At 43.0% G+C, this 22,493-nt stretch carries 17 protein-coding genes and 3 pseudogenes; 14 read left to right on the top strand and 6 right to left on the bottom strand.

All coding sequences use genetic code 11. The features are described 5' to 3' along the window. Nucleotides 1–19 precede the first annotated feature (19 nt). Nucleotides 20–577, bottom strand: a pseudogene (locus tag VYM24_RS04345) (DUF6266 family protein); the annotation flags it as partial. A gap of 553 nt (nucleotides 578–1,130) precedes the next feature. Here VYM24_RS04345 and VYM24_RS04340 point away from each other — a divergent pair. The 10 genes from VYM24_RS04340 to VYM24_RS04295 all read left to right on the top strand — a co-directional run bounded on the left by VYM24_RS04340 (nucleotide 1,131) and on the right by VYM24_RS04295 (nucleotide 11,479). Continuing rightward, nucleotides 1,131–3,143: a hypothetical protein gene (locus tag VYM24_RS04340; protein WP_330941544.1), complete on the top strand. Its 2,013-nt coding sequence runs from the start codon at nucleotides 1,131–1,133 to the stop codon at nucleotides 3,141–3,143. A gap of 28 nt (nucleotides 3,144–3,171) precedes the next feature. Further along, on the top strand, nucleotides 3,172–3,642 hold the full coding sequence (locus tag VYM24_RS04335; protein WP_299090424.1) for a helix-turn-helix domain-containing protein: 471 nt from the start codon (nucleotides 3,172–3,174) through the stop codon (nucleotides 3,640–3,642). A gap of 397 nt (nucleotides 3,643–4,039) precedes the next feature. Continuing rightward, nucleotides 4,040–4,318: an NVEALA domain-containing protein gene (locus VYM24_RS04330; protein WP_299090422.1), complete on the top strand. Its 279-nt coding sequence runs from the start codon at nucleotides 4,040–4,042 to the stop codon at nucleotides 4,316–4,318. A gap of 93 nt (nucleotides 4,319–4,411) precedes the next feature. Further along, nucleotides 4,412–5,419 carry a BF3164 family lipoprotein gene (locus VYM24_RS04325; RefSeq protein ID WP_330941543.1) on the top strand — a complete coding sequence of 336 codons (1,008 nt, stop codon included), beginning with the start codon at nucleotides 4,412–4,414 and terminating at the stop codon, nucleotides 5,417–5,419. 11 nt (nucleotides 5,420–5,430) lie between these two features. Continuing rightward, on the top strand, nucleotides 5,431–6,006 hold the full coding sequence (locus VYM24_RS04320) for a hypothetical protein (protein ID WP_299090419.1): 576 nt from the start codon (nucleotides 5,431–5,433) through the stop codon (nucleotides 6,004–6,006). Between the two features lie 321 nt (nucleotides 6,007–6,327). Then, nucleotides 6,328–7,188 (top strand): DUF1573 domain-containing protein, encoded by an 861-nt coding sequence (locus VYM24_RS04315; protein WP_299090417.1) that lies wholly within the window; start codon nucleotides 6,328–6,330, stop codon nucleotides 7,186–7,188. A gap of 320 nt (nucleotides 7,189–7,508) precedes the next feature. After that, nucleotides 7,509–8,399, top strand: a complete 891-nt coding sequence (locus VYM24_RS04310; protein ID WP_330941542.1) for a hypothetical protein — start codon at nucleotides 7,509–7,511, stop codon at nucleotides 8,397–8,399. Nucleotides 8,400–8,434: 35 nt separating this feature from the next. Beyond that, on the top strand, nucleotides 8,435–9,334 hold the full coding sequence (lepB, locus tag VYM24_RS04305; protein ID WP_291553521.1) for a signal peptidase I: 900 nt from the start codon (nucleotides 8,435–8,437) through the stop codon (nucleotides 9,332–9,334). A 1-nt stretch (nucleotide 9,335) separates the two neighbouring features. Then, entirely contained in the window at nucleotides 9,336–11,009 is a 1,674-nt protein-coding gene (locus VYM24_RS04300) for an O-antigen ligase family protein (RefSeq protein ID WP_330941541.1), read from the top strand. Between the two features lie 32 nt (nucleotides 11,010–11,041). Beyond that, nucleotides 11,042–11,479 carry a helix-turn-helix transcriptional regulator gene (locus VYM24_RS04295; protein ID WP_224320966.1) on the top strand — a complete coding sequence of 146 codons (438 nt, stop codon included), beginning with the start codon at nucleotides 11,042–11,044 and terminating at the stop codon, nucleotides 11,477–11,479. On the opposite strand, the pseudogene VYM24_RS04290 reads toward VYM24_RS04295, so the two are convergent. The 4 genes and pseudogenes from VYM24_RS04290 to VYM24_RS04275 all read right to left on the bottom strand — a co-directional run. Beyond that, nucleotides 11,480–11,582, bottom strand: a pseudogene (locus tag VYM24_RS04290) (epoxyqueuosine reductase QueH); the annotation flags it as partial. It abuts the gene before it with no gap. 5 nt (nucleotides 11,583–11,587) lie between these two features. Beyond that, nucleotides 11,588–12,403: pseudogene (locus tag VYM24_RS04285) on the bottom strand (KilA-N domain-containing protein). A gap of 146 nt (nucleotides 12,404–12,549) precedes the next feature. After that, a complete protein-coding gene (locus VYM24_RS04280) occupies nucleotides 12,550–13,128 on the bottom strand; it encodes an epoxyqueuosine reductase QueH (protein ID WP_291553515.1) in 579 nt (192 codons plus the stop codon). 12 nt (nucleotides 13,129–13,140) lie between these two features. Continuing rightward, nucleotides 13,141–14,325 (bottom strand): DUF5009 domain-containing protein, encoded by a 1,185-nt coding sequence (locus VYM24_RS04275; RefSeq protein WP_291553514.1) that lies wholly within the window; start codon nucleotides 14,323–14,325, stop codon nucleotides 13,141–13,143. A 64-nt stretch (nucleotides 14,326–14,389) separates the two neighbouring features. On the opposite strand from VYM24_RS04275, the gene VYM24_RS04270 reads away from it, so the two are divergent. From VYM24_RS04270 to VYM24_RS04255, 4 genes are all read left to right on the top strand, one after another. Continuing rightward, entirely contained in the window at nucleotides 14,390–15,982 is a 1,593-nt protein-coding gene (locus tag VYM24_RS04270) for a DUF6377 domain-containing protein (protein WP_291553513.1), read from the top strand. A 187-nt stretch (nucleotides 15,983–16,169) separates the two neighbouring features. After that, nucleotides 16,170–17,645 carry an endo-1,6-beta-glucanase gene (locus VYM24_RS04265; RefSeq protein WP_291538273.1) on the top strand — a complete coding sequence of 492 codons (1,476 nt, stop codon included), beginning with the start codon at nucleotides 16,170–16,172 and terminating at the stop codon, nucleotides 17,643–17,645. Between the two features lie 18 nt (nucleotides 17,646–17,663). After that, nucleotides 17,664–18,911 carry a glycoside hydrolase family 5 protein gene (locus tag VYM24_RS04260; RefSeq protein WP_330941540.1) on the top strand — a complete coding sequence of 416 codons (1,248 nt, stop codon included), beginning with the start codon at nucleotides 17,664–17,666 and terminating at the stop codon, nucleotides 18,909–18,911. 85 nt (nucleotides 18,912–18,996) lie between these two features. Next, nucleotides 18,997–21,219 (top strand): glycoside hydrolase family 3 C-terminal domain-containing protein, encoded by a 2,223-nt coding sequence (locus tag VYM24_RS04255; protein WP_330941539.1) that lies wholly within the window; start codon nucleotides 18,997–18,999, stop codon nucleotides 21,217–21,219. A 147-nt stretch (nucleotides 21,220–21,366) separates the two neighbouring features. On the opposite strand, the gene VYM24_RS04250 is transcribed toward VYM24_RS04255, so the two are convergent. Further along, nucleotides 21,367–21,801: a DUF6078 family protein gene (locus VYM24_RS04250; protein ID WP_330941538.1), complete on the bottom strand. Its 435-nt coding sequence runs from the start codon at nucleotides 21,799–21,801 to the stop codon at nucleotides 21,367–21,369. Between the last annotated feature and the right edge of the window lie 692 nt (nucleotides 21,802–22,493).

Genomic DNA, 22,493 nt, shown 5'->3' with positions numbered 1-22,493 from the left:
GAAAACTGAGGTAGGCTATCAATTCATCGTCCTGCCAGTCGGAAGGAAGTTGAAATTCTGCATGTCGTGTGGAACGTAGGGTGGCTTCCGTATCGTAAACAGCTGTTTCTTTGTCTTTGTTATATACTAATAACATGGCTATGTCCGTATCTTCTGCATTTCCCATGCCACTGTTGTCCTGCCAGTTAAAGTGCATCTTATTTCCGTCTTGTGTGGCTGCACCTTCGAATACCGGTATCAGGGTTCCTATAGAAACCAGTGCCCGGTCAAAGTCTATTTTGATTTCTTTTCCACTGCCAGTCACGGCTCTTTTCAGAGTGTAGGACATAGCGGAGTTGAATGCGGATTTATCCTGTGTAAATTCCTTGTAGCCAATACGTATGAAAGGTTTTATAGTCTTCAGGAAGCTGAATGCCGTAGCGAATTTACCGCGTTGTTCCTGTTGCTTCGGTGTGCGCGGATTGCTGACTTTGGCGGCGCGTGCACGTATATAGTAGTTTGATTTCCAGCGGAACCCTACTATCGGTCCCACTTTACCGGAGAAGCCTCCGAGAATGCCCTGGTTGATAATTCCCATGATATTGTGTTTTTAATTACTTGTTTCTGTTACTGTGCAAATCTATGGAAAATAGATCTCTTCAACCCGCTTCCTGTGATTTTTGCGTTCATTTGCGTCATTTTGCGTAGATAACGCTTTGATCTTCTTCATTGTATTATGACCTGTCCTCGTTATATCCGGGATACACTTGCTCCGTATCAAGGCCGTATTTTCTTCGGTCAGAGGTACCTGTGAGTGGAGAAGGTACGGAGCAGGTGCATCCCGGATATAACGAGGATAGGTTTTGTATTGCAATGAAACACTCTTGTTATAAGATAATTCCGGTTAATTGATTTTCAACTGTGAATTCGTAAAATATTGATGCTGTATTTAAAATCTATTGCTTGTAATATGAATTTATTTAATGTATAATCTGAATGTTTAATTATATATTTATGATTTATTGGATATATAATAATATTATTTATTATATTTGTGGTTGTTATAGTTTGTGTTTATGAAATAAAACACTATGCCTTTCGTGAAAGGTCTCAATAAAACTCTTTAATAAAACATAGATATTAAAAAAGTAATGAACAACTTGAGGTTTACCTTATATCTGGTATTGATTTTTCTCGTCGCATGTCGGCAAGAAAGTTCGTTAGAACGCGCATTAGCCGCTTCCGGAGAGAACCGGAAAGAGTTAGAATTGGTTTTGGATTACTTCAGGGGAGATAGTTTGAAGTATAAGGCGGCTTGTTTTCTTATAGAGAATATGCCGGGAGCTTTTGCCGTGGACGAAGAAATTGTGGCAGCTTGCCAGCCTTTCTACCAAATGTATGATTCATTGTCGCATACCTACGATTATGATTCTCTGTCTATATACGACCAGTATCCCAAGGGTAAAGACTGGGGAAGGCAGATAGACAGCCTGTGGAATGCATATTCCAGCTATAATAATGAAAAGCTGAAAAAGGATATGTGTATTGATATTAAGACCATTAAAGCTTCCCGGTTAATAACGGAAATTGAGCAGGCATTTCGGGTATGGAAAGAGAATGTCTACACCCGGAACTATTCTTTTGAAACTTTTTGTGATTACATTCTGCCTTATCGCCAGGAAAACGGTCTGTTGGTGGATAGTGCACGCCAGGTATTTTACAGTAGGCATCACGGACAGTTTTTTGCCAATCCCGGAAAAAATATGATAGAAGAAGCGGATTCCCTGTTACGATTGTATAGTTACATAGGGCATTCGGGATTTCATGCCACCGGTATTCCTATATGGGATGTTGCTACCTTAGAGAAGTTACGTCATGGACTTTGCACGCACAAATGTTGGCATAACACATTGTTGTTTTCTTCTTTAGGTATAGCGGCTGCCACTGATATCGTTCCGGCATGGGCCAATAGGGGAAGTTCCCATTCGTGGAGTGTATTGATTGAAGAGGGAGATATTCATCCTTTTAATCCCTTTTGGGAACAGGACTTGTGGCAGTATAAGCGCCTTTACAACAATATGGATTATCATAAATACTGGGGACGCTTCCGTCTGCCTAAGGTTTTCAGGAAGACATACCGATATTATATGGAAGGGCCGCTGGCAGATGGAGTGCCCGCTAAGGATATACCGGAAGCCTTCAGAAGTTTAAGGAAGAAAGATGTTTCGCATGAGTATTTTGATACGGTGAATGTGAGGATAAAGCTGCGTAAGGTGCCTTCCGGCACGAAGTATGCGTATCTGTGCGTGTGGAATTATAATAACTGGAAGCCTGTTCATTGGGGAAAGATAACCGAGGATGTGGCGTTGTTTTCGGGAATGGGGAAAGATATTGTTTATTTGCCCATGTACTGTGTGGACGGGGAGATGGTAGTGGCGGCTGATCCCGTATTGGTACAGAAAGATGGGAAGGTACGAATACTTCATCCGGAGGATACACGGGAAGAAATGGTGACTACACAGTATACAGGTGTACTGGCTTATCCATTGAACAGGTATAATAACGGGATCATAACCGGAACAGTGCTTAAGGGAGGGAAGGTGTATGGTAGATGGGGAGATACGTTGTGTGTATTCCCGGAGCGGATAGAGCTGAACAGTCAACGACTGCAAGTGCAATCCAAAGATTCGGTACGTTATGTACGGATGATGTTGCCTACCAAAGGAATGGCGCTAGGCGATTTGAAATTCTATAAAAACAATGCTTCGGGGGAAGTGCCGCTGAAGAATGTCCGTTGGTTGACTGAACTTCCTTTATCTCATAAAGAGGAATCGGCAGATTGTGTTTTGGATGCTTATTCTTCAACAGGATATAGGATGGACTTGGATGAAAAGTATGCAGACTTGGATTTAGGAGAATGTTGTCAGCTGGCGGAGGTGAGCTTTTGCCCGTATTTGGATGTGGAGTACCGGAAGGATGAGACCTACGAACTTTGCTTGTGGCAGGATAGTTGGCAAGTTGTTACGAGCACTGAAGGAGGGAAGCCTTTGCGTTTTACAGATATTCCCCGAAATGCGTTGTGGCTGATCCGTCCTGTTTCGCAAAGTGGGCGGAAACATGTGCGTCCTTTTTTGTATGAAGCAGGGGAGGTTTATTGGTATTGATTAACGGGTTAGATGATATATGAAAAACATGGACTTAGGAATGTTAAAGCGGTTCTTTTTAAATATCTTTTATGTTAAGAAGAATGCAATCGCAGGTGGAGGCATTTGTCCTGCCATATTGGAGACGGGAAAGAAGGTTGTTGCCGGAAGGGGAACTCCCTTCGATATTTATCCATTAGGGAATGGACTTCATTTTGATTCTGTCAGCAGACGGCTGTTTCGTAAAGAGAGGGCGGAATTTATCACCCGGCAAGCTTCCACATTGCTACTTGCCTTTTTGAAGGCGGAAAATTGCGACTTATCCATATCGGAGATTTGCGATGTGTTGTGGCCGGATGGTGGTGGTACTTCCGAACGGGTATATACTGCCGTCAGAAGGCTGCGTGCCTTTTTGGTGGAGATGTGCGCAGGTGCAGTCATTCTAAATGGAGATTACCATTACTGGCTGAAAATCCCGGTTTCATCGGAGGAAAACGAGGAAATACGAAATCTGACATAATCTGACAACAGTTAAAAATGTCTTGATGTCAGATATTTAGTCGTAATATATTTGATATTCTTTTTGGGGTATTCTACCTTTGAAGCACGTGGGAGCTAGAAAAAGGTAGCAACCAATTATAGCCGAGTGGCTTATACTGACAAAAAGAAATAAGATATGATGCAATAAAAACGGAACAGATGGAGTGCGTTTGATTGAAGTATGGCGTACCATCTGTTCCATAACCCATTAATTAAGAAAGGAGGGCTATGCAAAGGTAGTGATTTAAATCGAAAACGGGAAAAAGGCTTCAGCTGTGACGATAGCGCAGCATGAATCTTGTTTTTTTAAGACGGGTAATGTCTTAGCTTTAATTGCATACTTAGTATGCATAATATTAACAATTTAATGAAAAATAATGAAGAAATTTATGAAAGTGGCTTTTGTTGCAATCTTTGCAGCAATTGCAGGATATGGTGTTTATACTTCGCAAAAAGTTGATGTTATGTCTGAATTAGCATTGGCTAATGTGGAAGCGTTGGCAAGTGGTGAAATTGGCAATGGTGAAAATCAATGTTATCAAGTATATACACCTGCAGATTGGTTTCATAGTGATCAAATATTTGTAGATTGTTATACTTGTACTCAGAAAAAAGGGCGCAACTTTGATATCAGTCGTTCTTGCTTTAGGAACTAATTTTTATAATGTATAGTCAGAGATGGTTAAAATAAGAATGATTTAAATAATAAATTCGGAGTTTTAACCATCTCTATTAAAATAGATGAAGGTATGATGTCGAAAAATATTATTTTGTTTTTTGCCTTGGTTTTACTTTGTGGATGTTCCCATAAAAGAGCGGAAATTAATAGGTATAGTGGTTTTGAACAAACTATATCTGTAAAAAGTACAAAAATAGAGGTCCCTCCTGTTTTGCTTTATCCTCGGAATCTTTTTCTTCTGAAAGATAGATTGATTGTATTGAATGAAAAAACAGATACTTTATTTCAAGTGTTTAGTATGCCTGAACTTGAGTATCAAGGGCAATTTGGAATAAAAGGGGAAGGACCTGATGATTTCCATTTACCTTCGATACAGGCTGTTAGCTGTACGGAATCCGGTTTTACATTAAGTGATCTAAATAAGTTGAAAACTGTAAATTGGGAAAATACTGAACCTCATATAATTTCTACGGACATGCCTTATGAATTTCAATATTTCAATGGCTTGATAGAACTGAAAGATTCTTTATATTGCTGCAATACAGAGTATGGTTCGGAGCATGAATTGAGATTTCTTTATCCTGATGGGAACTATGAAGAATTAGGTGTGTATCCTGAAGAGGTAAAACCGAGGTTTAAGGATGCGCTGGCGCGTAATCAGGCTTATAATAGTTTGTTGGCAGCTAAGCCTGATGGAACTTGTGTAGCTGTTTTCTACCAGCATTTACGCAGATATCGTATTTATAATGCTAATGGTGAACTGAAAACGGACAATGTTTTAGATATTCTTCCATGTCAAGAACTGCCTGATGTAAGAGATGAGAATAGGTATATTCATCCGATAGCCCTTTATGCTACTGATCGCTATATCTACACTTTAAATTTGGATATGACAGTAAATGAGATAAGTAATAAGGTAGGCAATCCCAGTATCCAACTTTTCGACTGGGAAGGTCGCCCATTGAAGCGATATCAATTAGACCGTTATATAAGTTCTTTCATTGTGGACGAACAGAATGGGATTTTCTATGGTGTGTTCGTGGAAGATGAGAATTCGATTTATAAATTTGAACTGTAGCGAATTAGATAATGATGGGCGTGCAAAGGATAAAAGAACTGGTCCTTCTTTTGATTGGGCTTATGTATGGTATCCATGTTAATGGGCAACAGGTTTCTTATGTGAAAATGAAGGGTGATACTTATAGTATTGATATGATGGCAGACTGGAAACTTTGTACAAGTGAACAGATTAGTAAAGAGCCGATGAGACGGAAAATAGCAGGGTATGAAACGGTATGTATGACTAGGATTTGTCCGGATTACAACCTTGGGGTCTCAGTTTCTGTTTTAGAATTCAAGGGTTGTAAGGATTATAAGAAAATACAAAAAAGGGATAGCTTGAGTTTTGTGGATAGCCAATATTATAGTACAGTAACTTGGGGTAAGCCTGGCTCTATGAAAGTGAAGCAATCTGTAGAACTGGTGTGCATGCCTGTTAGGCATTTGGAAACAGGCAAGAATATATATATGAGAATGAAAAAGTGGTATGTTCAAGGAAAGGAAAATGTTTATCTTATAGATTTTGTGTCATCTTCAACTTTGGGATGGAATAAATGGTTGCCGGAAATGGAAAAGATGATTCTTTCTTTGAAAGAAATTGATTGAAGTGAAAAACGAATATGCCATGATTGGATAGGTCTTGTGGCATATGGACAAGATAATCTTGAAAATGCAGATATAAGTTCTTTGGCTATAAACTATCTCAAGCAGAAAGTCGGATAACTTCATTTATAGCCTTTTTCAGGTAAGACGCAGGGGAGATAGTCAGATTGAATATATCTGTTATGAGGTGCATATTGGGAATTGGAAAAGAAAACTTGTAAAACGTTATATTCTTGATAGACTGGTTTGTAACTGTGCTATTGTGTTTTGTTGATAAATGTTTAATTGTGAATAAGCAAATACTTAGGAAGGTAGAAATGTGATATGAAGTCTTTATTATGTATATGGATTGCTTTATGCTTTATTGGTTGTGGAAACTCTGAAAAAAAGAAGGTTCTAGAATTAGTAAAAGAATGGAATGGGAAAGAAATCCTTTTTCCAATGGAGAGTTTTACCACTGTCTTAGGGAAAGATACTTTTATGATGGAAGAAAATCCAGAATATAAAGTTGTTGTTTATACGGATTCTGTGGGATGCACTAGTTGTAAATTGCAATTACATCGTTGGATGGAGTTGATGCATGAGGTTGACTCATTGGCAAAGGGGCGTGTTTCTTTTTTATTTTATTTTTATTCAGAACGTAAGAATGAGTTAAATGATATTTTTAATCGCTTTAATTTTGTTTATCCTGTATATTGGGATGAAAAAGATGAGTTTTATCGTTTGAATGGTTTTCCCTCTGATATAACCTTTCAAACTTTCCTGTTAGATAAAAGCAATAAGATAATAGCTATTGGGAATCCTGTTCATAATCCTAAAATAAAAGATTTATATATGAATATAATTCAAGGGAAGGCAGCTTCCGAGAGTAAGAGAATAAGAACAAAGGTCAATATAAAAAGCACTGATTTGTCTTTGGGTGCTTTTGATTGGCAGCAAGAACAAACGGTAGAGTTCATTCTTGAGAATACAGGTGAGCGGCTTTTAGTGATAAATGATGTGCTAACTTCCTGTGACTGCACTACGGTCGGTTATTCAAAGGAACCAATTCGTCCTAAGGATTCTGTCGCTTTATCGGTGACATATAAGCCAGAGCAGCCGGGGCGTTTTGATAAAATCATAAAAGTGTATTGTAATGCAGAATCTTCTCCTGTCTTATTGAGGATAACCGGGGAAGCAAAATGATAGAAGGCTAAACAGGGCAACCCTCTTTGAAAGAGATATAACCTATCTTTCGTCTTCTGAGTAATATGAATACTATTGTAAGTACCTTTTGTCTTTAAGAGTGCTTTTTTACTCGTTTATTTGTGAAAAGAATTGAATGTATATCATGCCTCATGATGCTGTTGATTGCCTGTATTGGTTGTTGCGAGAAATGATATGTGAAATGTGCATAGTGTGTTGAGAATTAAAATAATATAAATATTTATTGTATGAAGCGTGTTTGTTTTTTATTGTTCTGTATCACATTAATGGCATGTACAGAACAAAAGTTACAACAAGAAATGGAACCATTTCCTGAGGAAAAGTTACTTTATGCAGAGAGAATAAGAGTAGACGAGATTATAAATCCAGAGCAGATAGTACTGAAAAAGCAAAGTATATTGGTTACGGACAGTAGAAATTATGATGCCATGCTGTACCAATACTCTCTGCCTGAATTTAAGTGTATTTATGAAGGTGGTGCAAAAGGGCAGGCAGAAGAAGAGTTTCAAGTTTATCCCAGAATTTGGAGAACATTGACTGATAAAGTTTATATAGGAGGATACACAGAATTCTCTCTTAAGAGTTTTAGGATGGATGGCACATGCCATCTTTCCTTTGAAAAAAAGCACGAGTTGCCCATCTCCAGTGATGTTCCTAATGATAGGCATATAGTGAGAGACTCTCTCTATATATATAATGAGACAGACAAACTCGCCATAAAGAAAATCAATTTGAATACGCTGCATGAAATGGGACAGATTTTGTTTGAGCCAGATGATCATCCTGAAAAATACTATTATAAGAATAGTGGAATTATGATTGCAAACGACTCTCTGATTATTTATGCATATAAGTATAAAAAGCAGATTGATTTTTATAGTGTGGATAGCATGAAACTCTGTAAAAGCCTTGTGGGGGATGATATAACTCCACGCATAGTAATTGGTGATTTTGAAAATAGTGTGGTTTATTATAATGAACTGGTTGCGGGTAAGCGCTATTTCTATGCAAGAGGTGAAGGAAAGAAAAAAGAATGTATTATAGAAGTATTTGATTACTCCGGTCATTCCATAGCCAAATATACGTTGGATATTATGCCGAATCCCTTTGATGTGGACGAAGAGAATAGAATTATCTATGGTTATAACAGTGAATTTTTTGAAGACGGCTTCTTAAAGTTTACTTTTTAGTTGGTTTGATAAAATAAGGCTATATTGTTATTTGAATGAAGCTATTTCGTAAAAAAAGAAAACTCTCTTGGTTTGTCGACAAGTTGTTAAACTTGTTTTTGATAGGCTGTGGATTAGTGGCTCTATGGGTATTACTTCAAGTAACCTGTATTGCCACTTTCAAGATTCCTTCAGATTCTATGGAGCCTGCTTTACTGCCTGGAGATAACATCCTTGTGAATAAGTGGGTGATGGGTGCCCGTATCTTCAATATCTGGGATGCCGCAGAAGGAAAAGAAGTGAAGATATCCCGCCTTCCTGCGTTGGGTAAGATAAAAAGGAACGACGTGTTGGTCTTTAATTTTCCTTATCCTGCCCAATGGGACAGTATCGGACTGAATCTGATGACCTATTATGTGAAGCGTTGTGTGGCACTGCCGGGCGATACGTTTGAGATAGAGAGGGCGCATTATAAAGTACGGGGCTATGATATACCGTTGGGAAACGTAGACTCGCAAGATGGACTGCTGCGTATGGTGGAGAAGAGAATGGTGCAGGATTGGGGAATAGTCATGAGTGGCTATCCTTATAATGAGTCGGTGAATTGGGACATTATGAACTTCGGTCCTCTGTATCTTCCCGCCAAAGGGGATGAGGTTGATATGAATCCTAAACATGCCGCTCTCTATAAGAACGCGATAGAGTGGGAACAGAAGAAGAAACTGTTCGTGCGTAGAGATACGGTTTTGCTAAATGACAGTGTGATTGATACTTATCGCTTTAAAGAGAATTACTACTTTGTTGCGGGGGATAAGGTGATGAACTCTCAGGATTCCCGTTATTGGGGATTGTTGCCGGAGCCTTTTATTGTGGGGAAAGCTGTCAGGATATGGAAGTCGGTGGACAGAGGCGCGGATAAAATAAGATGGAATAGGGTGTTCAAGAAAATAGAATAAAATGATGAAAGTGCGGATACATAAAATAAGAGATGCAGTTGTGGTTATATTACAGTTTCTTGCAGTCTGTGCTCTGCTGAGCCTGGTATGTGTGACAACACCTGAACTTCCTGCCGCGGAAACCATCGGGCAATGGGTGTGGTTTGGAAAGGTTGTACTGTTCTCGACCGGTTGTATTGCCATTACCTGCCTGTTGCAGATTTGGGGTAGAACTTCCTGGAAGCAAATATTCTCTTTTCCGCATTTTTCTGCTTATGTATCATGGAGTCTGATACTTTTTGGGGGAGTTGAGGCTATTTGGGGATTACGCCAATTGTATGGCTTTTCTGCTTCCGGTCATTTTCGTTATGCACTCACCGGCTCTTTCTTCAATCCCGGTCCGTATGCCGGATATCTGGCGATGGTGCTGCCGCTCTGTCTGCATCATTTTGTACGATTCAGAGATTGGAAATGGCTGATTACCTCCTTAAAGATAGAGAGAGCTGCAGCAGGAGTTGTAGGGGTACTCATCCTTTGTGTATTGCCGGCCACTATGAGCCGTTCGGCATGGGTGGCTGCCTTGATAGGATGCGGCTGGGTGATGTATATGCATCGGGATAGTCGTAAATGGAAATTATTGTGGCGGAGGTATAAGAAGAGATATGTCTCGTGGGGGATAGGGATATTTCTTGTTTTGATAGTGGGAGGTGCCGGAGCTTTCTTCCTGAAGCCGGATTCCGCTCTGGGACGTTTATTTTTGTGGAAAATTACCTGTCAGGCTATAGCCAACCATCTTTGGGGCTGTGATAAAGGATTTGCTTTTGCATACGGTGAGGCACAGGAGGCCTATTTTGCCAAAGGAGATTATGCCGAATGGGAAGAGCGGGTAGCCGGAAGTCCGGAATATGCGTTTAATGAGTATCTGGAACTGACTCTGACGCAGGGGCCTGCCATCTGTATAATGTTGATAGTGATTACTTTTGCCTGTTTATGGGCAGGGACACAGTTTAGGCGCTACGGTGTATGCGGTGCAATTGTCACTTTGCTTGTTTTCTCTTTTTCTTCTTATCCTATGCATCTCCCGGCCTTCATTGTAGCCTATGTGTGCTTATTGCTGGCTTGTGGGATAGGAGATATAATAGCTAAACCGGTTATTTTATCTGCTTGTCTTATTATATGGACAGGCGGTTTTCATGACAAGTGGCAACGGGAAAAGGATGCTTGTCGGGACTGGGTGAATGCCCGTATACTTTATCATGCGGGAGCCTATACAGCGGCAAATACGGCTTATGATAAGCTCTATCCGCAACTGAGGGAGAAAGGGACATTCTTGTTTGAATATGGGCATAGCCTTCATAAGGCAGGGTTTTATAATGAGTCTAATAAATATCTGGATAAGGCCCTGGTATATTGTGCTGATCCGATGATACTGAATGTCATTGGCAAGAATTATCAGGCACTGCGTTGCTACAATTGGGCTGAGGAACTTCTTCTGGCTTCGGTCCATCGTTTGCCCGGGCGGATTTATCCTTACTATTTGCTGGCGAAGCTATATGCCGAACCGGAATTTCTGAATAGGGAGAAGTTTGAGGAGATGAAGCGAATAGTGCTGATGAAAGCGCCTAAAATTCATTCTATGGCTATTGAGGAGATGCGCAGGGAAGTGGAGGAAATAGCAAAGGAGCTGGAAAAATAATTAGGAGAATATTATAAAAATAGGAGATGTATATGGACACTTACAGTGATAATTGGAATGCTTGCTTACTGTTCAGAAATAAGCAACTGACAAAACAGCTGAAAAACTATCAGGAAGCATCAGTATTGGCAGATTGCTCATCTTCTTTATTATTGGCCATGAGCCAGTTGTTACGGCTTCATCAGCATTCTTCTTATGGTATTATCAGAGATGAAACTGAATGGCAGAACCTCTTCACTATTATTGATTGGTTTTACGGAGGTTGTTTGTCGGAAGAACTGGCAGAGTATACATTGAGCTCTCAGGAACTGAAATTGTGTTATTTGGTTCGCGCTCGGCTATGTAATAAGACTGTAGCGACTCTTTTTAATATTACTCCTCAATCAGTATTGAAAACTAAACAGCGAATAAAGAATAAGCTCTCCTTATCCGCTGTAAATAGTCTGGATAAGTATATACAACAAATGTGATTAGGCCCTGCGCCTACTGAACTCACAACCATAATATTGCTGGTTGTAGAAGTCATGTTCTTTGAGAAGTTGATTTTTGTCGATCCTGTAGTTCGCCTTTTCGACTACTTATCGCAGCAGTTTCTTGTTTACGTCTTCCAGCACCTGCATCTGATGAATGGCTATCTGGTTGAGCCGGACGAGGCGTTCGTGCTGCGGGAGCCCTTCGCCTATGAATACGGCATTGAGGTTCTCCATGTTCGAGAGGCAGATCAGTTCGTTCACCGTGGCATAGTCGCGCACGTTGCCTTTCAGGTCGGGGTGCGAGTCGCGCCATTCGAGGGCGGTCATGCCGAACATGGCTACGTTCAGCACGTCAGCTTCGCTGGCATAGATGCGCAAGGCTTGCTGTGGGGTAACTTCTGCTGGGATCAGGTTCTGACGGATGGCGTCGGTGTGAATGCGGTAGTTGATTTTGGACAACTCACGCTTTGCACTCCATCCTATCTGGGCTTGTTCCTGCTCTTTGAGGCGCTGGAACTCCTTGACAAGGTATAATTCAAATTCCACCGACACCCAACTGGCAAACTTGAATGCAATATCACGTTGTGCATAAGTACCTCCACCTGCCCCATTTTTAGAGACGATGCCAATGGCACTGGTTATTTCAATCCAACGAGTGGGGCTCATGGTAAAGGCGTTGCTGCCTGCTTCTGCTAAAAGGGGGTCGAATTAGACCCCTTTAAAGTCCGGATTATTCAGCTTCTCCCACAAACCGAGATATTCCAATGTGTTTTTTAACCGCATCCAGTTCTTAACGACATCTTTCGGCTCTATCGGGTTTTTCTGACGGGCTATATCTGTAATGCAAATGTAATCTATTCCGTTTTGCAGTAAGGTTCTTATCGTAATGTCCTTCACTTGAAGTACTGCTTTCTTAGCCATCTTGTTTCTTCTGTTTAAAACACCTGTAAAGGTATGCTTTTCCTTTTAATTTTTTCTATAATCCAACACAATCTTTCAAAGAATGCCAGAAGTAGATTCGATTGACGGCTCCTCTGATAGATACTTGACCACTGTTTATATAATTATCAAGTTGTTTCAAGCCTCCGCATACTGAACTCACAACCGCAATACTGCTGATTATAGAATTCATGTTCTTTAAGAAGTTGGTTCCTCCGGTCCTGTAATCCTCCTTTTCGCCAGTTCTGTTCCCAGAAGGTGGTACCGGGATAGAGGGAGGAGGCACGGTGTCCCGCCTCATTTATCTGGTCGAGGCTTTTCCAGCGGGAAGAGGCGAGGGTGGTGGTGAACAGGGTGAAGCCATGTTCTGAAGCATACCGGGCGGTCTCCGTCAGTCGGTGGGTGAAACATTTCAGGCAACGGCTGCCACGTTCGGGTTCGTTTTCCATACCCTGCATGGACGAACGCCACAACTGGTAATCATAGTCACCATCAATGAAGTCGAGTCCAAGACCCTGGACGTAGCGGATGGCTTCGGCTTTCCGGATTTCGTACTCTTCCTGAGGGTAAATATTGGGATTATAATAAAATACGGTAGGACGGATGTCGTTGGCAAGCAGACATTCGATAATGGCGGAAGAACAAGGTGCGCAACAGGAATGAAGCAGCACCTTGTTTTCGTTGTTGGGAGTTTGTAACTTTAACATAAATCTTATAAGTTATACTTTCAGTTTTATTTTAGCCTTCACCAGCAACCCGGTCAGTTGGACAATGATGAGGGAGAATATGAGCGAACGCAGTAAACCTGGTGTACCGGCATTCAGCACTTCGGGATAGTACAACCCTAATAACTGCTGTACGGAATACCATAGATAAGGAATGATATAGCATGTCAGTGTTGCAGTTCCGGCGGGTTTGATGATATCGAACCACGGCGTTTTGCCTTTCACATCCGTCAGCCAATAGAACAATCCGAACAGCGGGAAGAATGCGGCAAGGCAATAGAACAACCAGCTCGGAGTGGCCTGTATCTTCGAGATAATCCAGTAAGGATGCGAGCAAAGTGCGGCAATGAGCATGACAGCACCCAATACACAAAGCATAGTGATGAACTTACGCGGATGTTCGCGGTCGGCATATTTCTGCATCAACAGCGAAGTGAGCACGCCCGACATGCCGAATGCATGCAGTGTCCAGTCACTGGGGATGAAAGGCAGCAGGATGACACGCAATCCGTACTCCTGCGGTATCAGGCTGGAATGGCTGATTACGGCAAGCAGCACAACCACCAGCCATGCAATTACATTTTTACGTAAACTCTCGCGGGTAAACAGATAAATACCGGCACAAACCACGTATGTCCAACCGATAAGTCCCAGTATGCCCCACCAACCTTGATGGAAAGGTTTTCCGCTTAAATCTTTATACAGTACAAGGAACGCCAGCAGTGCGACTCCGACAACTTTCATTGCGATGAAAAGGTACTTTTTGGAACCTTCGGCCTTGGGATAAACCGCCCAGACCAGGAAGAAACCGACAACCATCAGTATTGTGAACCATTGATGGGAGAGGCCTCCTTCGATGCCGCCCGAATTGAGCGAAAACAGTCCCATTGCAATCAGTGCCACCGTACGCCAGAAGACGTGCGCAATGACCTGCAAAGTAGTGTCACCTTTCCGGTAACGGTTTTGTATGGCAAAAGAAACGGACATACCCATACAGAACAAGAATGCGGGGAAAATAGTGTCGGAAAAACCCAGCATATCTTCGTTCATTTCGGCATGTTTAAGCCAGTGGGGGATGTTTTTCAGACCGGGAATATCATTCACAAAGAGCATTAGGAACATAGTAAGCGCGCGGAATACATCGACCGCCGCCACTCGTTGAGGTGTTAAGTTTTTCATTATAGAATACATTTGGGGGTTAATGCTGCAAATATAGGAAACAAATTTTTTATATTTGTCCCCTATGAAGATAAAACTGCTGATATTTCTAGGCCTGGCTTTAGTTGGCATTCACGGAATGTCGGCTCCGGCCGATGTTCCTGCAATGGGTGGATGGACTGATGCTTTGGACGTAGCCATCGGTAAGCACAAAGAATATGTGGCAGTACGGGAATCCCGTATTGAGGCGTTGAGGCAGCAATTGGTACAGACCGGTTCGGAAACCCCGAAGTTCTTCCGGCTGAATGCGGAGATGTATCAAGAATACAAAGCATACATCTGCGACTCCGCCCTTTACTATCTGAGCCGTAACCTGCGCTGGGCACAACAGCACGGTGAGCAGGATGCAGCAGATGAAACCCGTATCCGGAGGGCGCATCTGATGTCAGCGGCAGGTATGTATAAAGAAGCTTCCGAAGATCTGGAAAAGATAAATCCCTCTGAGCTTTCTCCCCGTTTGTTACCCGATTATTATGAATGTTACCGCCATTTGTACAATGAATTGGGGGCGTATACGCAGGATACCTTCCGGCGCAGTCGTTATTACGGCTTGTCCGCCGCATATGGAGACTCTCTGATGCAGGTGCTTTCTCCTGCCTCCGCCCTCTATCTGGAACGTAAAGAGATGAAAGCCGCCGGCTCCGGTCAATTGGAGGAGGCTTTGAAGATAAATGATAGCCGTTTGGCGGGCATACGTCCCGATACCCCGGAATATGCGTTGGTCACTTACCACCGTTCCCTGCTTTACCGTAGGTTGGGAGACAGACAGCAGGAAAAGTATTATCTGGCTTTGTCTGCTTTGACAGATGTCCGGCTGGCAATTACCGATCATGCTTCCTTGTGGACCTTGGCGCAACTGCTTTATGAAGAAGGAGACATTGAATGTGCTTACCGCTACATTCGCTTCTCGTGGGATGAAACCAACCACTACAATGCCCGTAGCCGCAGCTTGCAGACGGCAGGTATTCTGTCGCTCATAGATCTTACCTATCAGGCCATGCAGGAGAAGCAGAACGACCGTCTGCGCTTTTATCTTTGGATGATCAGTATCCTGTCCCTGTTGCTGGTTATGGCTATCATCTGGATATATCGGCAGATGAAGCATCTTTCCATAGCCCGCGGTCATCTGGAACAGGCCAATGAACAGTTGCAGATGTCCAATCATATAAAGGAGGAATACATCGGTCGTTTCCTGAAACTATGTTCTACCTATATCGACCGTCTGGATGCTTACCGTCGCATGGTCAACAAAAAGCTTTCCGGCGGACAAACGGAAGAACTGCTGAAAATGGTGCGTTCAAGAGATGTGCTTGACACTGATCTGAAGGAACTGTACGAGAACTTCGATACTGCCTTCCTCCATCTTTTCCCTGACTTTGTAGAAAAGTTCAATCAGTTGTTGCAGCCTGAAGAACGGATTATACTCCGCAAGGGCGAACTGCTGAATACAGAATTGCGTATTTTTGCCTTGATCCGTCTGGGTATTGACGATAGTTCGCAGATTGCCGAGTTCCTTCGTTATTCCGTCAATACAATCTATAATTACCGCGCTAAAGTGAAAAATAAAGCGTGCGTCTCGCGGGATGACTTTGAAATGTGCGTTATGAAGATACGCTAAACATACGTCATTTCTTTCCTGCTCATCCACTTTTTTACTTTCTCATCCCAAACTTATTGTCTTGTTATTTAGTCTGTTATCGTTCTGCGTGCTTTCATCATATCCACATCTTGATAAACCGGAGGTGCATACTGTCTCTATCTTGCCTACCTTTGTGGAAGATTAATTAACCCTTGAAAAACATACCATGAACTTGAAACTACCTCTTTTATTAGGATGCTGTTTATTCGCTGCCATTACGGCTTGTGCCGAGACTTCCGCTTCATTGGACGAAAATGCGGCAGGAAAGAAGAAAGCAGATGTGTACATCACGACTGCCGACCGTCAGCAAAGCTTTAATCACACTGCTCAGAAGCTCTCTAAAACTCCGGCGTTTGAATCCGTAATCACCCTGAATCCGAAGGTGAAATTTCAGGAGATGGACGGTTTCGGTGCTGCCGTGACCGGTTCTACCTGCTACAATCTGATGCAAATGACACCTGCCGACCGTGCGAAGTTTCTTACCGAAACTTTTTCGGATAAAGACGGACTGGGCTTCAGCTATATCCGTATTTCCATAGGCTGCTCCGATTTCTCACTGAGCGAATATACCTGCTGCGATACGAAAGGCATTGAAAACTTTGCCTTGCAGACCGAAGAAAAAGAATACGTAATACCTATCTTAAAAGATATTCTGGCGATTAATCCCACCATTAAGATACTGGGCTCTCCGTGGACATGCCCTAAATGGATGAAGGTGAATAACCTGGAGGAAAAGAAGCCCTTCGACTCCTGGACAAGCGGACAACTGAATCCGGATTACTATCGGGATTATGCCACTTACTTCGTGAAATGGATTGAGGCATTTCGTAAAGAAGGTATTGATATTTATTCCGTCACTCCACAGAATGAACCGTTGAACAGGGGTAATTCCGCATCTTTGTTCATGGGTTGGAAAGAAGAACTGGCCTTTGTGCGCGACGCTCTTGGCCCTGCTTTCAAGGCTGCCGGACTGGATACGAAGATTTATGCTTTCGATCATAATTACAACTACGATAACATGGCCGATCAGCAACAATACCCCGTTAAGATATATGATGATGAAGTAGCTGCCGCTTTCCTCACCGGAGCCGCTTATCACAATTATGGTGGCAGGCGCGAAGAACTGAACAATATCCAACAGAAACGTCCTGACAAGGAACTGATCTTCACCGAAACTTCTATCGGTATGTGGAATGACGGGCGCAATCTTGAAAAACGACTGATGGAAGATATGCGTGAAGTAGCCCTCGGAACGGTAAACAACTGGTGTAAAGGCGTTATTGTCTGGAATCTGATGCTGGATAATGAGCGTGGTCCCTGGCGTGAAGGAGGATGTAAGACCTGCTACGGTGCGGTCGATATCAGTCGTGAAGACTACAGGACGATGACTTATAATTCTCATTATTACATCATCGGCCACCTGTCGTCTGTGGTGAAACCGGGTGCAGTCCGTATCGAAAGCAAAGGCGTGGCAGAGAAAGGCTTGATGTACTCTGCGTTCGAAAATCCCGATGGAACCGTGGCTTTTGTGCTGTTGAATGAAGGAACCTCTGAAGCCAGACTGACAGTAACGGACGGAAAGAATTGCGTGGATTGTGTAGTGCCTGCCAAGGCTGTGGCATCTTATCGCTGGAAGAAATAATCTTATATTTATAATACCATGTTCAAATCAATTTTAGTGGGTACATCCCTCCTTGCCGCCTCCCTGATGTTAGGCAGTTGCGGTGAAAAGGCAGAAAAAACACAGGAATCTGCCGCGTTTGTAACAATTCAAGGGCAAGATCTGATAAAGCCCGATGGTACAAAACTCTTTATCATGGGTACCAATCTGGGTAACTGGCTGAACCCGGAAGGATATATGTTCAAGTTCAGCAAGACCAACTCGCCCCGTTTCATCAATGAAATGTTCAGCCAGCTGGTGGGACCCGACTTTACCGCTGAGTTCTGGAAAGCATTTAAAGACAATTACATTACCCGTGAGGACGTACAGTTCATCAAAAACACAGGTGCGAACACTATCCGCCTCCCCTTCCATTATAAACTCTTCACCGATGAGGATTTTATGGGACTGACCACCGCTCAGGATGGCTTTGCCCGTGTGGACAGTGTAGTGGAATGGTGCCGTGAAGCGGACCTCTATCTGATTCTCGATATGCACGATGCTCCGGGCGGACAGACAGGTGATAATATCGACGATAGTTACGGATATCCCTGGCTGTTTGAAAGTGAAACGAGTCAGCAGTTGTATTGCGACATTTGGCGCAAGATTGCAGATCGTTATAAAAATGAACCGGTGATTCTGGGTTATGAGCTTTTCAATGAGCCCATTGCTCCGTACTTTCCTAATATGGAAGAACTGAACGGCAAGCTGGAGGATATCTATAAGAAGGGTGTAGCAGCTATCCGTGAGGTGGATACCAACCATATTATTCTGTTGGGTGGTGCACAATGGAACGGTAACTTCAAGCCGTTTACGGATTCTAAGTTCGATGATAAGATAATGTACACCTGCCATCGCTACGGAGGCGATCCTACAAAAGAAGCTATCCAGAGTATTATTGATTTCCGTGACAAAGTGAATCTGCCGATGTATATGGGCGAAATAGGCCATAACACGGATGAATGGCAGGCCGCTTTCTGCCAGACGATGCGTGAAAATAATATCGGTTATACTTTCTGGCCGTATAAGAAGATGGATGGTTCCAGCTTCGTCGGTATCACTCCTCCGGAGAATTGGGCGAATATCGTTTATTTCTCTGAAGCTCTGCGTACTTCCTACAAGGAAATCCGCGATGCACGTCCCGATCAGGTAATGGCACGCAAGGCAATGATGGATTTCATCGAGGCTTGCAAGCTGAAAAACTGTGTGGTACAGGAAGGATATATACAATCGTTAGGTATGAAATAATGGAGATACCCCGTAAACCACACCGCTAAATTATCATTTATATTACGGATTAATTTTGATTGAGTACTTATTAATAAATATCAATATGAAGAAAGTATTGTTCGGTTTGGCGTTTGCTGTTGCTCTCCCGCTTTTTGCACAGCAGAAACCAGCATATCTGGATGCGACCAAGCCTATTGAAGAAAGGGTAGAAGATGCGTTGAAAAGGCTGACTATCGAAGAAAAGGTGGCTATGCTGCATGCGCAAAGTAAATTCAGCAGTCCGGGCGTGCCCCGTTTGGGTATTCCTGAATTCTGGATGACGGACGGACCTCACGGTATCCGCCCTGAGGTTCTTTGGGATGAATGGGATCAGGCAGGATGGACCAACGACTCCTGTGTGGCTTTTCCGGCTTTGACCTGCCTGGCAGCTACCTGGAATCCCGATATGTCCATGCTTTATGGAAAAAGCATCGGTGAGGAAGCGCGTTATCGCAACAAGACCGTCCTTTTAGGCCCCGGAGTCAACATCTACCGTACACCGCTGAACGGACGTAACTTTGAGTACATGGGCGAAGATCCATATCTGGCTTCCCGTATGGTAGTTCCCTATGTGCAAGGCGTGCAGCAGAATGGCGTAGCTGCCTGTGTGAAACACTATGCGCTGAACAATCAGGAAATCAACCGCCACACCACCAACGTCATCGTAGACGACCGTGCCCTTTATGAAATCTACCTGCCTGCTTTCAAGGCAGCCGTTCAGGAAGGCAAAACGTGGTCTATTATGGGTGCTTACAATCTGTATAAAGGCCAGCATGCCTGCCACAACCAATATCTGCTGAACGATATTCTGAAAGGTGAATGGGGCTTTGATGGCGTAGTCGTTTCCGACTGGGGCGGCACGCACGATACCGACCAGGCTATCACGAACGGCCTCGATATGGAGTTCGGCAGCTGGACGGATGGCCTTTCCAACGGGCATAGCAATGCTTACGATAATTATTATCTGGCCATGCCTTATCTCGAACGTATTAAGTCCGGTAAGGTAGGTACGGAAGAACTGGACGACAAGGTGCGCCGTATCCTGCGTCTGGCATTCCGCACCACGATGGATGCGAACCGTCCTTTAGGTTCCATACTTTCTCCCGAACATTATGAGGCGGCACGCCGCATTGGTGAAGAGGGCATTGTGTTGTTGCAAAACAACGGTGGCGTATTGCCTATCGACCTGAACAAAGCGAAAAAGATTGCCGTTATCGGTGAGAATGCCGTGAAGATGATGACCGTAGGCGGTGGCAGTTCCTCTTTGAAAGTGCAACGTGAACTTTCACCGTTGGATGGCATCCGGAACCGTGTGGGCGATAAGGCAGAAGTGGTTTACGCCCGCGGTTACGTGGGTGATGCGACAGGTGAGTATAATGGTGTGGTAACAGGGCAGAACCTGAAGGACGACCGTACGCCCGAGGAATTGATAGCCGAAGCCGTAAAAGTTGCGGCGGATGCTGATTATGTTATCTTTATTGGCGGACTGAATAAGAGCAACAATCAGGATTGTGAAGACTCCGACCGTAAAGCCCTTGGCCTGCCTTATGCACAGGATGATGTCATCTCCGCTTTGGCAAAAGCCAATAAGAATCTGATTGTTGTGAATGTTTCCGGCAATGCCGTGGCGATGCCCTGGATTGCGGAAGTTCCTTCGGTATTGCAAGCCTGGTTCCTGGGCTCTGAAGCCGGAAATTCGATTGCCGCCGTATTGATGGGGGATGCTAATCCTTCCGGTAAGCTGCCTTTCACTTTTCCCGCCCGTCTGGAAGATGTGCCGGCCCACAGCCTTGGCGAGTACTTTGGCGACCGTAGCAAGGAAGTGGTGGATATGAAATATAACGAAGGTATCTTCGTAGGTTATCGTTGGGCTGATAAACAAAAGAAGGTGAAGCCCTTATTCCCCTTCGGACACGGACTTTCTTATACGACATTTGCGTATGGCAAACCTGTCGCTGACAAGAAAGTGATGTCTGCTGCTGATCAGATTTCCTTTACCGTAACCGTAAAGAATACGGGTGACCGCGAGGGTCAAGAAGTTGTGCAGTTGTATATCAGCGATAAGAAGTCCAGTCTGCCCCGTCCCGTTAAGGAGCTGAAAGGCTTCAAGAAAGTGAAACTGGCTCCGGGCGAAGAGAAAGAAGTTACCTTCACCATCGACAAAGAAGCCTTGAGTTTCTTCGACGACGCCCAACATGCCTGGATAGCCGAACCGGGTAAGTTTGAAGCCATTATTGCAGCTTCGGCAGCGGATATTAAAGGCATTGTTCCTTTTGAATTAAAGTAGGAAAAGTGCCCCTTATTTGTTCCATTTTGTTTCACTCAATTGGAACAAGATTTTCTTGCCTGAGAAACAAGATTTCCATCGAATAGAAACGACCGTTCCAGTCCTATGGAACGGTCGTTTCTATTCGATGGAACAATATACGTCCTTTTACCACTCGTACTGTTCTACGTATTCGTCATATACAGGCTCTTCGTTTATTCCCCATTTGAGGAATATCTGGCGGATACGTTCTTGTTCTCCGGGTTTGATGAGCCGTTCCTTACGCCTACAGCGATAATAAGTGGCGCGTTGCAGTTCTGCTATCATTTCGCGTTTGATGCTGACAGCTTGGCTGTGTGGTATCTTGTCCAACAGATGAGTGATACCGAGTGCGAACCGTTTCTTCTCGTCCGGCATGAAGTATGGGCAAGCATCTTTGCAAGAGGCTATGAAGTTCGGATTTACGGTACTGATGGCGGGATATTTGGCCGGGACATAGGCTGTTACCATATATCTCAGGCATTTGGAAGCTTTTTTGCATTGCTTGTTGAGGCAATGGAGGAAAGTAAGCGGCACCTCGTTGTAGTTAAAGTCGGGACTCATGATTGCATTTTGTAGGTTTATAAAATAACGGTAAAGGTACTATTTATTGGGGTAATAATCATTCAATATCGGAGAAATAATAGTTTTAATTTCTGATTCCCATTTCTTATCAGGCCATCTGCTCAATAATCTGAACAGGTTCCTTTCTATACGGTTATGAATTAATTCACCACAGAGGAACACAGAGTCTCACTGAGTTTAATCAATTTGAAATCAAAAGAATAGAACTCCGTGATACTCTGTGTTCCTCTGTGGTGAAAACTCATTTCTTTTCCGTTTTGAATCAAAAGCCATCTGTTCAGATTATTGAGCGGATACTCTCATCTCTTATAATTGAAGTAAGAATAGAAAGCCTTTAATGTAGTAATTATAACAAAATTGTTTCATTTGAAATCTTGCCTTTATTCCTTCTAAAAGGCTCAAGAGATACTTGTAGGGCATATCTTAACTGCGAACTTGTATATTTGTATATTGCTAACTTGTATATATTGATAATCTTTTCCCTTTTCATATATTAAATAATTTGGATTTATTTCTCTCGTAAGTTTCGGATATTGAAACAATTGGATATTAAATATTCATATAATGCAAATAAATACCTCAATCGCTCTCTTTTTCTTATTTCAGTAACTTCCCTGCCGGGCAATCGCTTAATTAGTTGTCTCCTTGTTTTTTTAGTGCCTATAACAGAA

It is taken from the genome of Bacteroides sp. MSB163, from assembly GCF_036416795.1.
In the GTDB taxonomy this organism is placed as follows: Bacteria; Bacteroidota; Bacteroidia; order Bacteroidales; family Bacteroidaceae; genus Bacteroides; species Bacteroides maternus.
The sequence above is the reverse complement of the archived record's forward strand: the minus strand, read 5'-3'. Positions and strand labels throughout refer to the sequence as shown.

Excerpts from the sequence above, each read along its gene's own strand:
- VYM24_RS04340 (WP_330941544.1), top strand. The coding sequence starts at position 1,131 with ATGAACAACTTGAGGTTTACCTTATATCTGGTATTGATTTTTCTCGTC.
- VYM24_RS04335 (WP_299090424.1), top strand. The coding sequence starts at position 3,172 with ATGGACTTAGGAATGTTAAAGCGGTTCTTTTTAAATATCTTTTATGTT.
- VYM24_RS04330 (WP_299090422.1), top strand. The coding sequence starts at position 4,040 with ATGAAGAAATTTATGAAAGTGGCTTTTGTTGCAATCTTTGCAGCAATT.
- VYM24_RS04325 (WP_330941543.1), top strand. The coding sequence starts at position 4,412 with ATGATGTCGAAAAATATTATTTTGTTTTTTGCCTTGGTTTTACTTTGT.
- VYM24_RS04320 (WP_299090419.1), top strand. The coding sequence starts at position 5,431 with ATGATGGGCGTGCAAAGGATAAAAGAACTGGTCCTTCTTTTGATTGGG.
- VYM24_RS04315 (WP_299090417.1), top strand. The coding sequence starts at position 6,328 with ATGAAGTCTTTATTATGTATATGGATTGCTTTATGCTTTATTGGTTGT.
- VYM24_RS04310 (WP_330941542.1), top strand. The coding sequence starts at position 7,509 with ATGGAACCATTTCCTGAGGAAAAGTTACTTTATGCAGAGAGAATAAGA.
- lepB (WP_291553521.1), top strand. The coding sequence starts at position 8,435 with ATGAAGCTATTTCGTAAAAAAAGAAAACTCTCTTGGTTTGTCGACAAG.
- VYM24_RS04300 (WP_330941541.1), top strand. The coding sequence starts at position 9,336 with ATGATGAAAGTGCGGATACATAAAATAAGAGATGCAGTTGTGGTTATA.
- VYM24_RS04295 (WP_224320966.1), top strand. The coding sequence starts at position 11,042 with ATGGACACTTACAGTGATAATTGGAATGCTTGCTTACTGTTCAGAAAT.
- VYM24_RS04280 (WP_291553515.1), bottom strand. The coding sequence starts at position 13,128 with ATGTTAAAGTTACAAACTCCCAACAACGAAAACAAGGTGCTGCTTCAT.
- VYM24_RS04275 (WP_291553514.1), bottom strand. The coding sequence starts at position 14,325 with ATGAAAAACTTAACACCTCAACGAGTGGCGGCGGTCGATGTATTCCGC.
- VYM24_RS04270 (WP_291553513.1), top strand. The coding sequence starts at position 14,390 with ATGAAGATAAAACTGCTGATATTTCTAGGCCTGGCTTTAGTTGGCATT.
- VYM24_RS04265 (WP_291538273.1), top strand. The coding sequence starts at position 16,170 with ATGAACTTGAAACTACCTCTTTTATTAGGATGCTGTTTATTCGCTGCC.
- VYM24_RS04260 (WP_330941540.1), top strand. The coding sequence starts at position 17,664 with ATGTTCAAATCAATTTTAGTGGGTACATCCCTCCTTGCCGCCTCCCTG.
- VYM24_RS04255 (WP_330941539.1), top strand. The coding sequence starts at position 18,997 with ATGAAGAAAGTATTGTTCGGTTTGGCGTTTGCTGTTGCTCTCCCGCTT.
- VYM24_RS04250 (WP_330941538.1), bottom strand. The coding sequence starts at position 21,801 with ATGAGTCCCGACTTTAACTACAACGAGGTGCCGCTTACTTTCCTCCAT.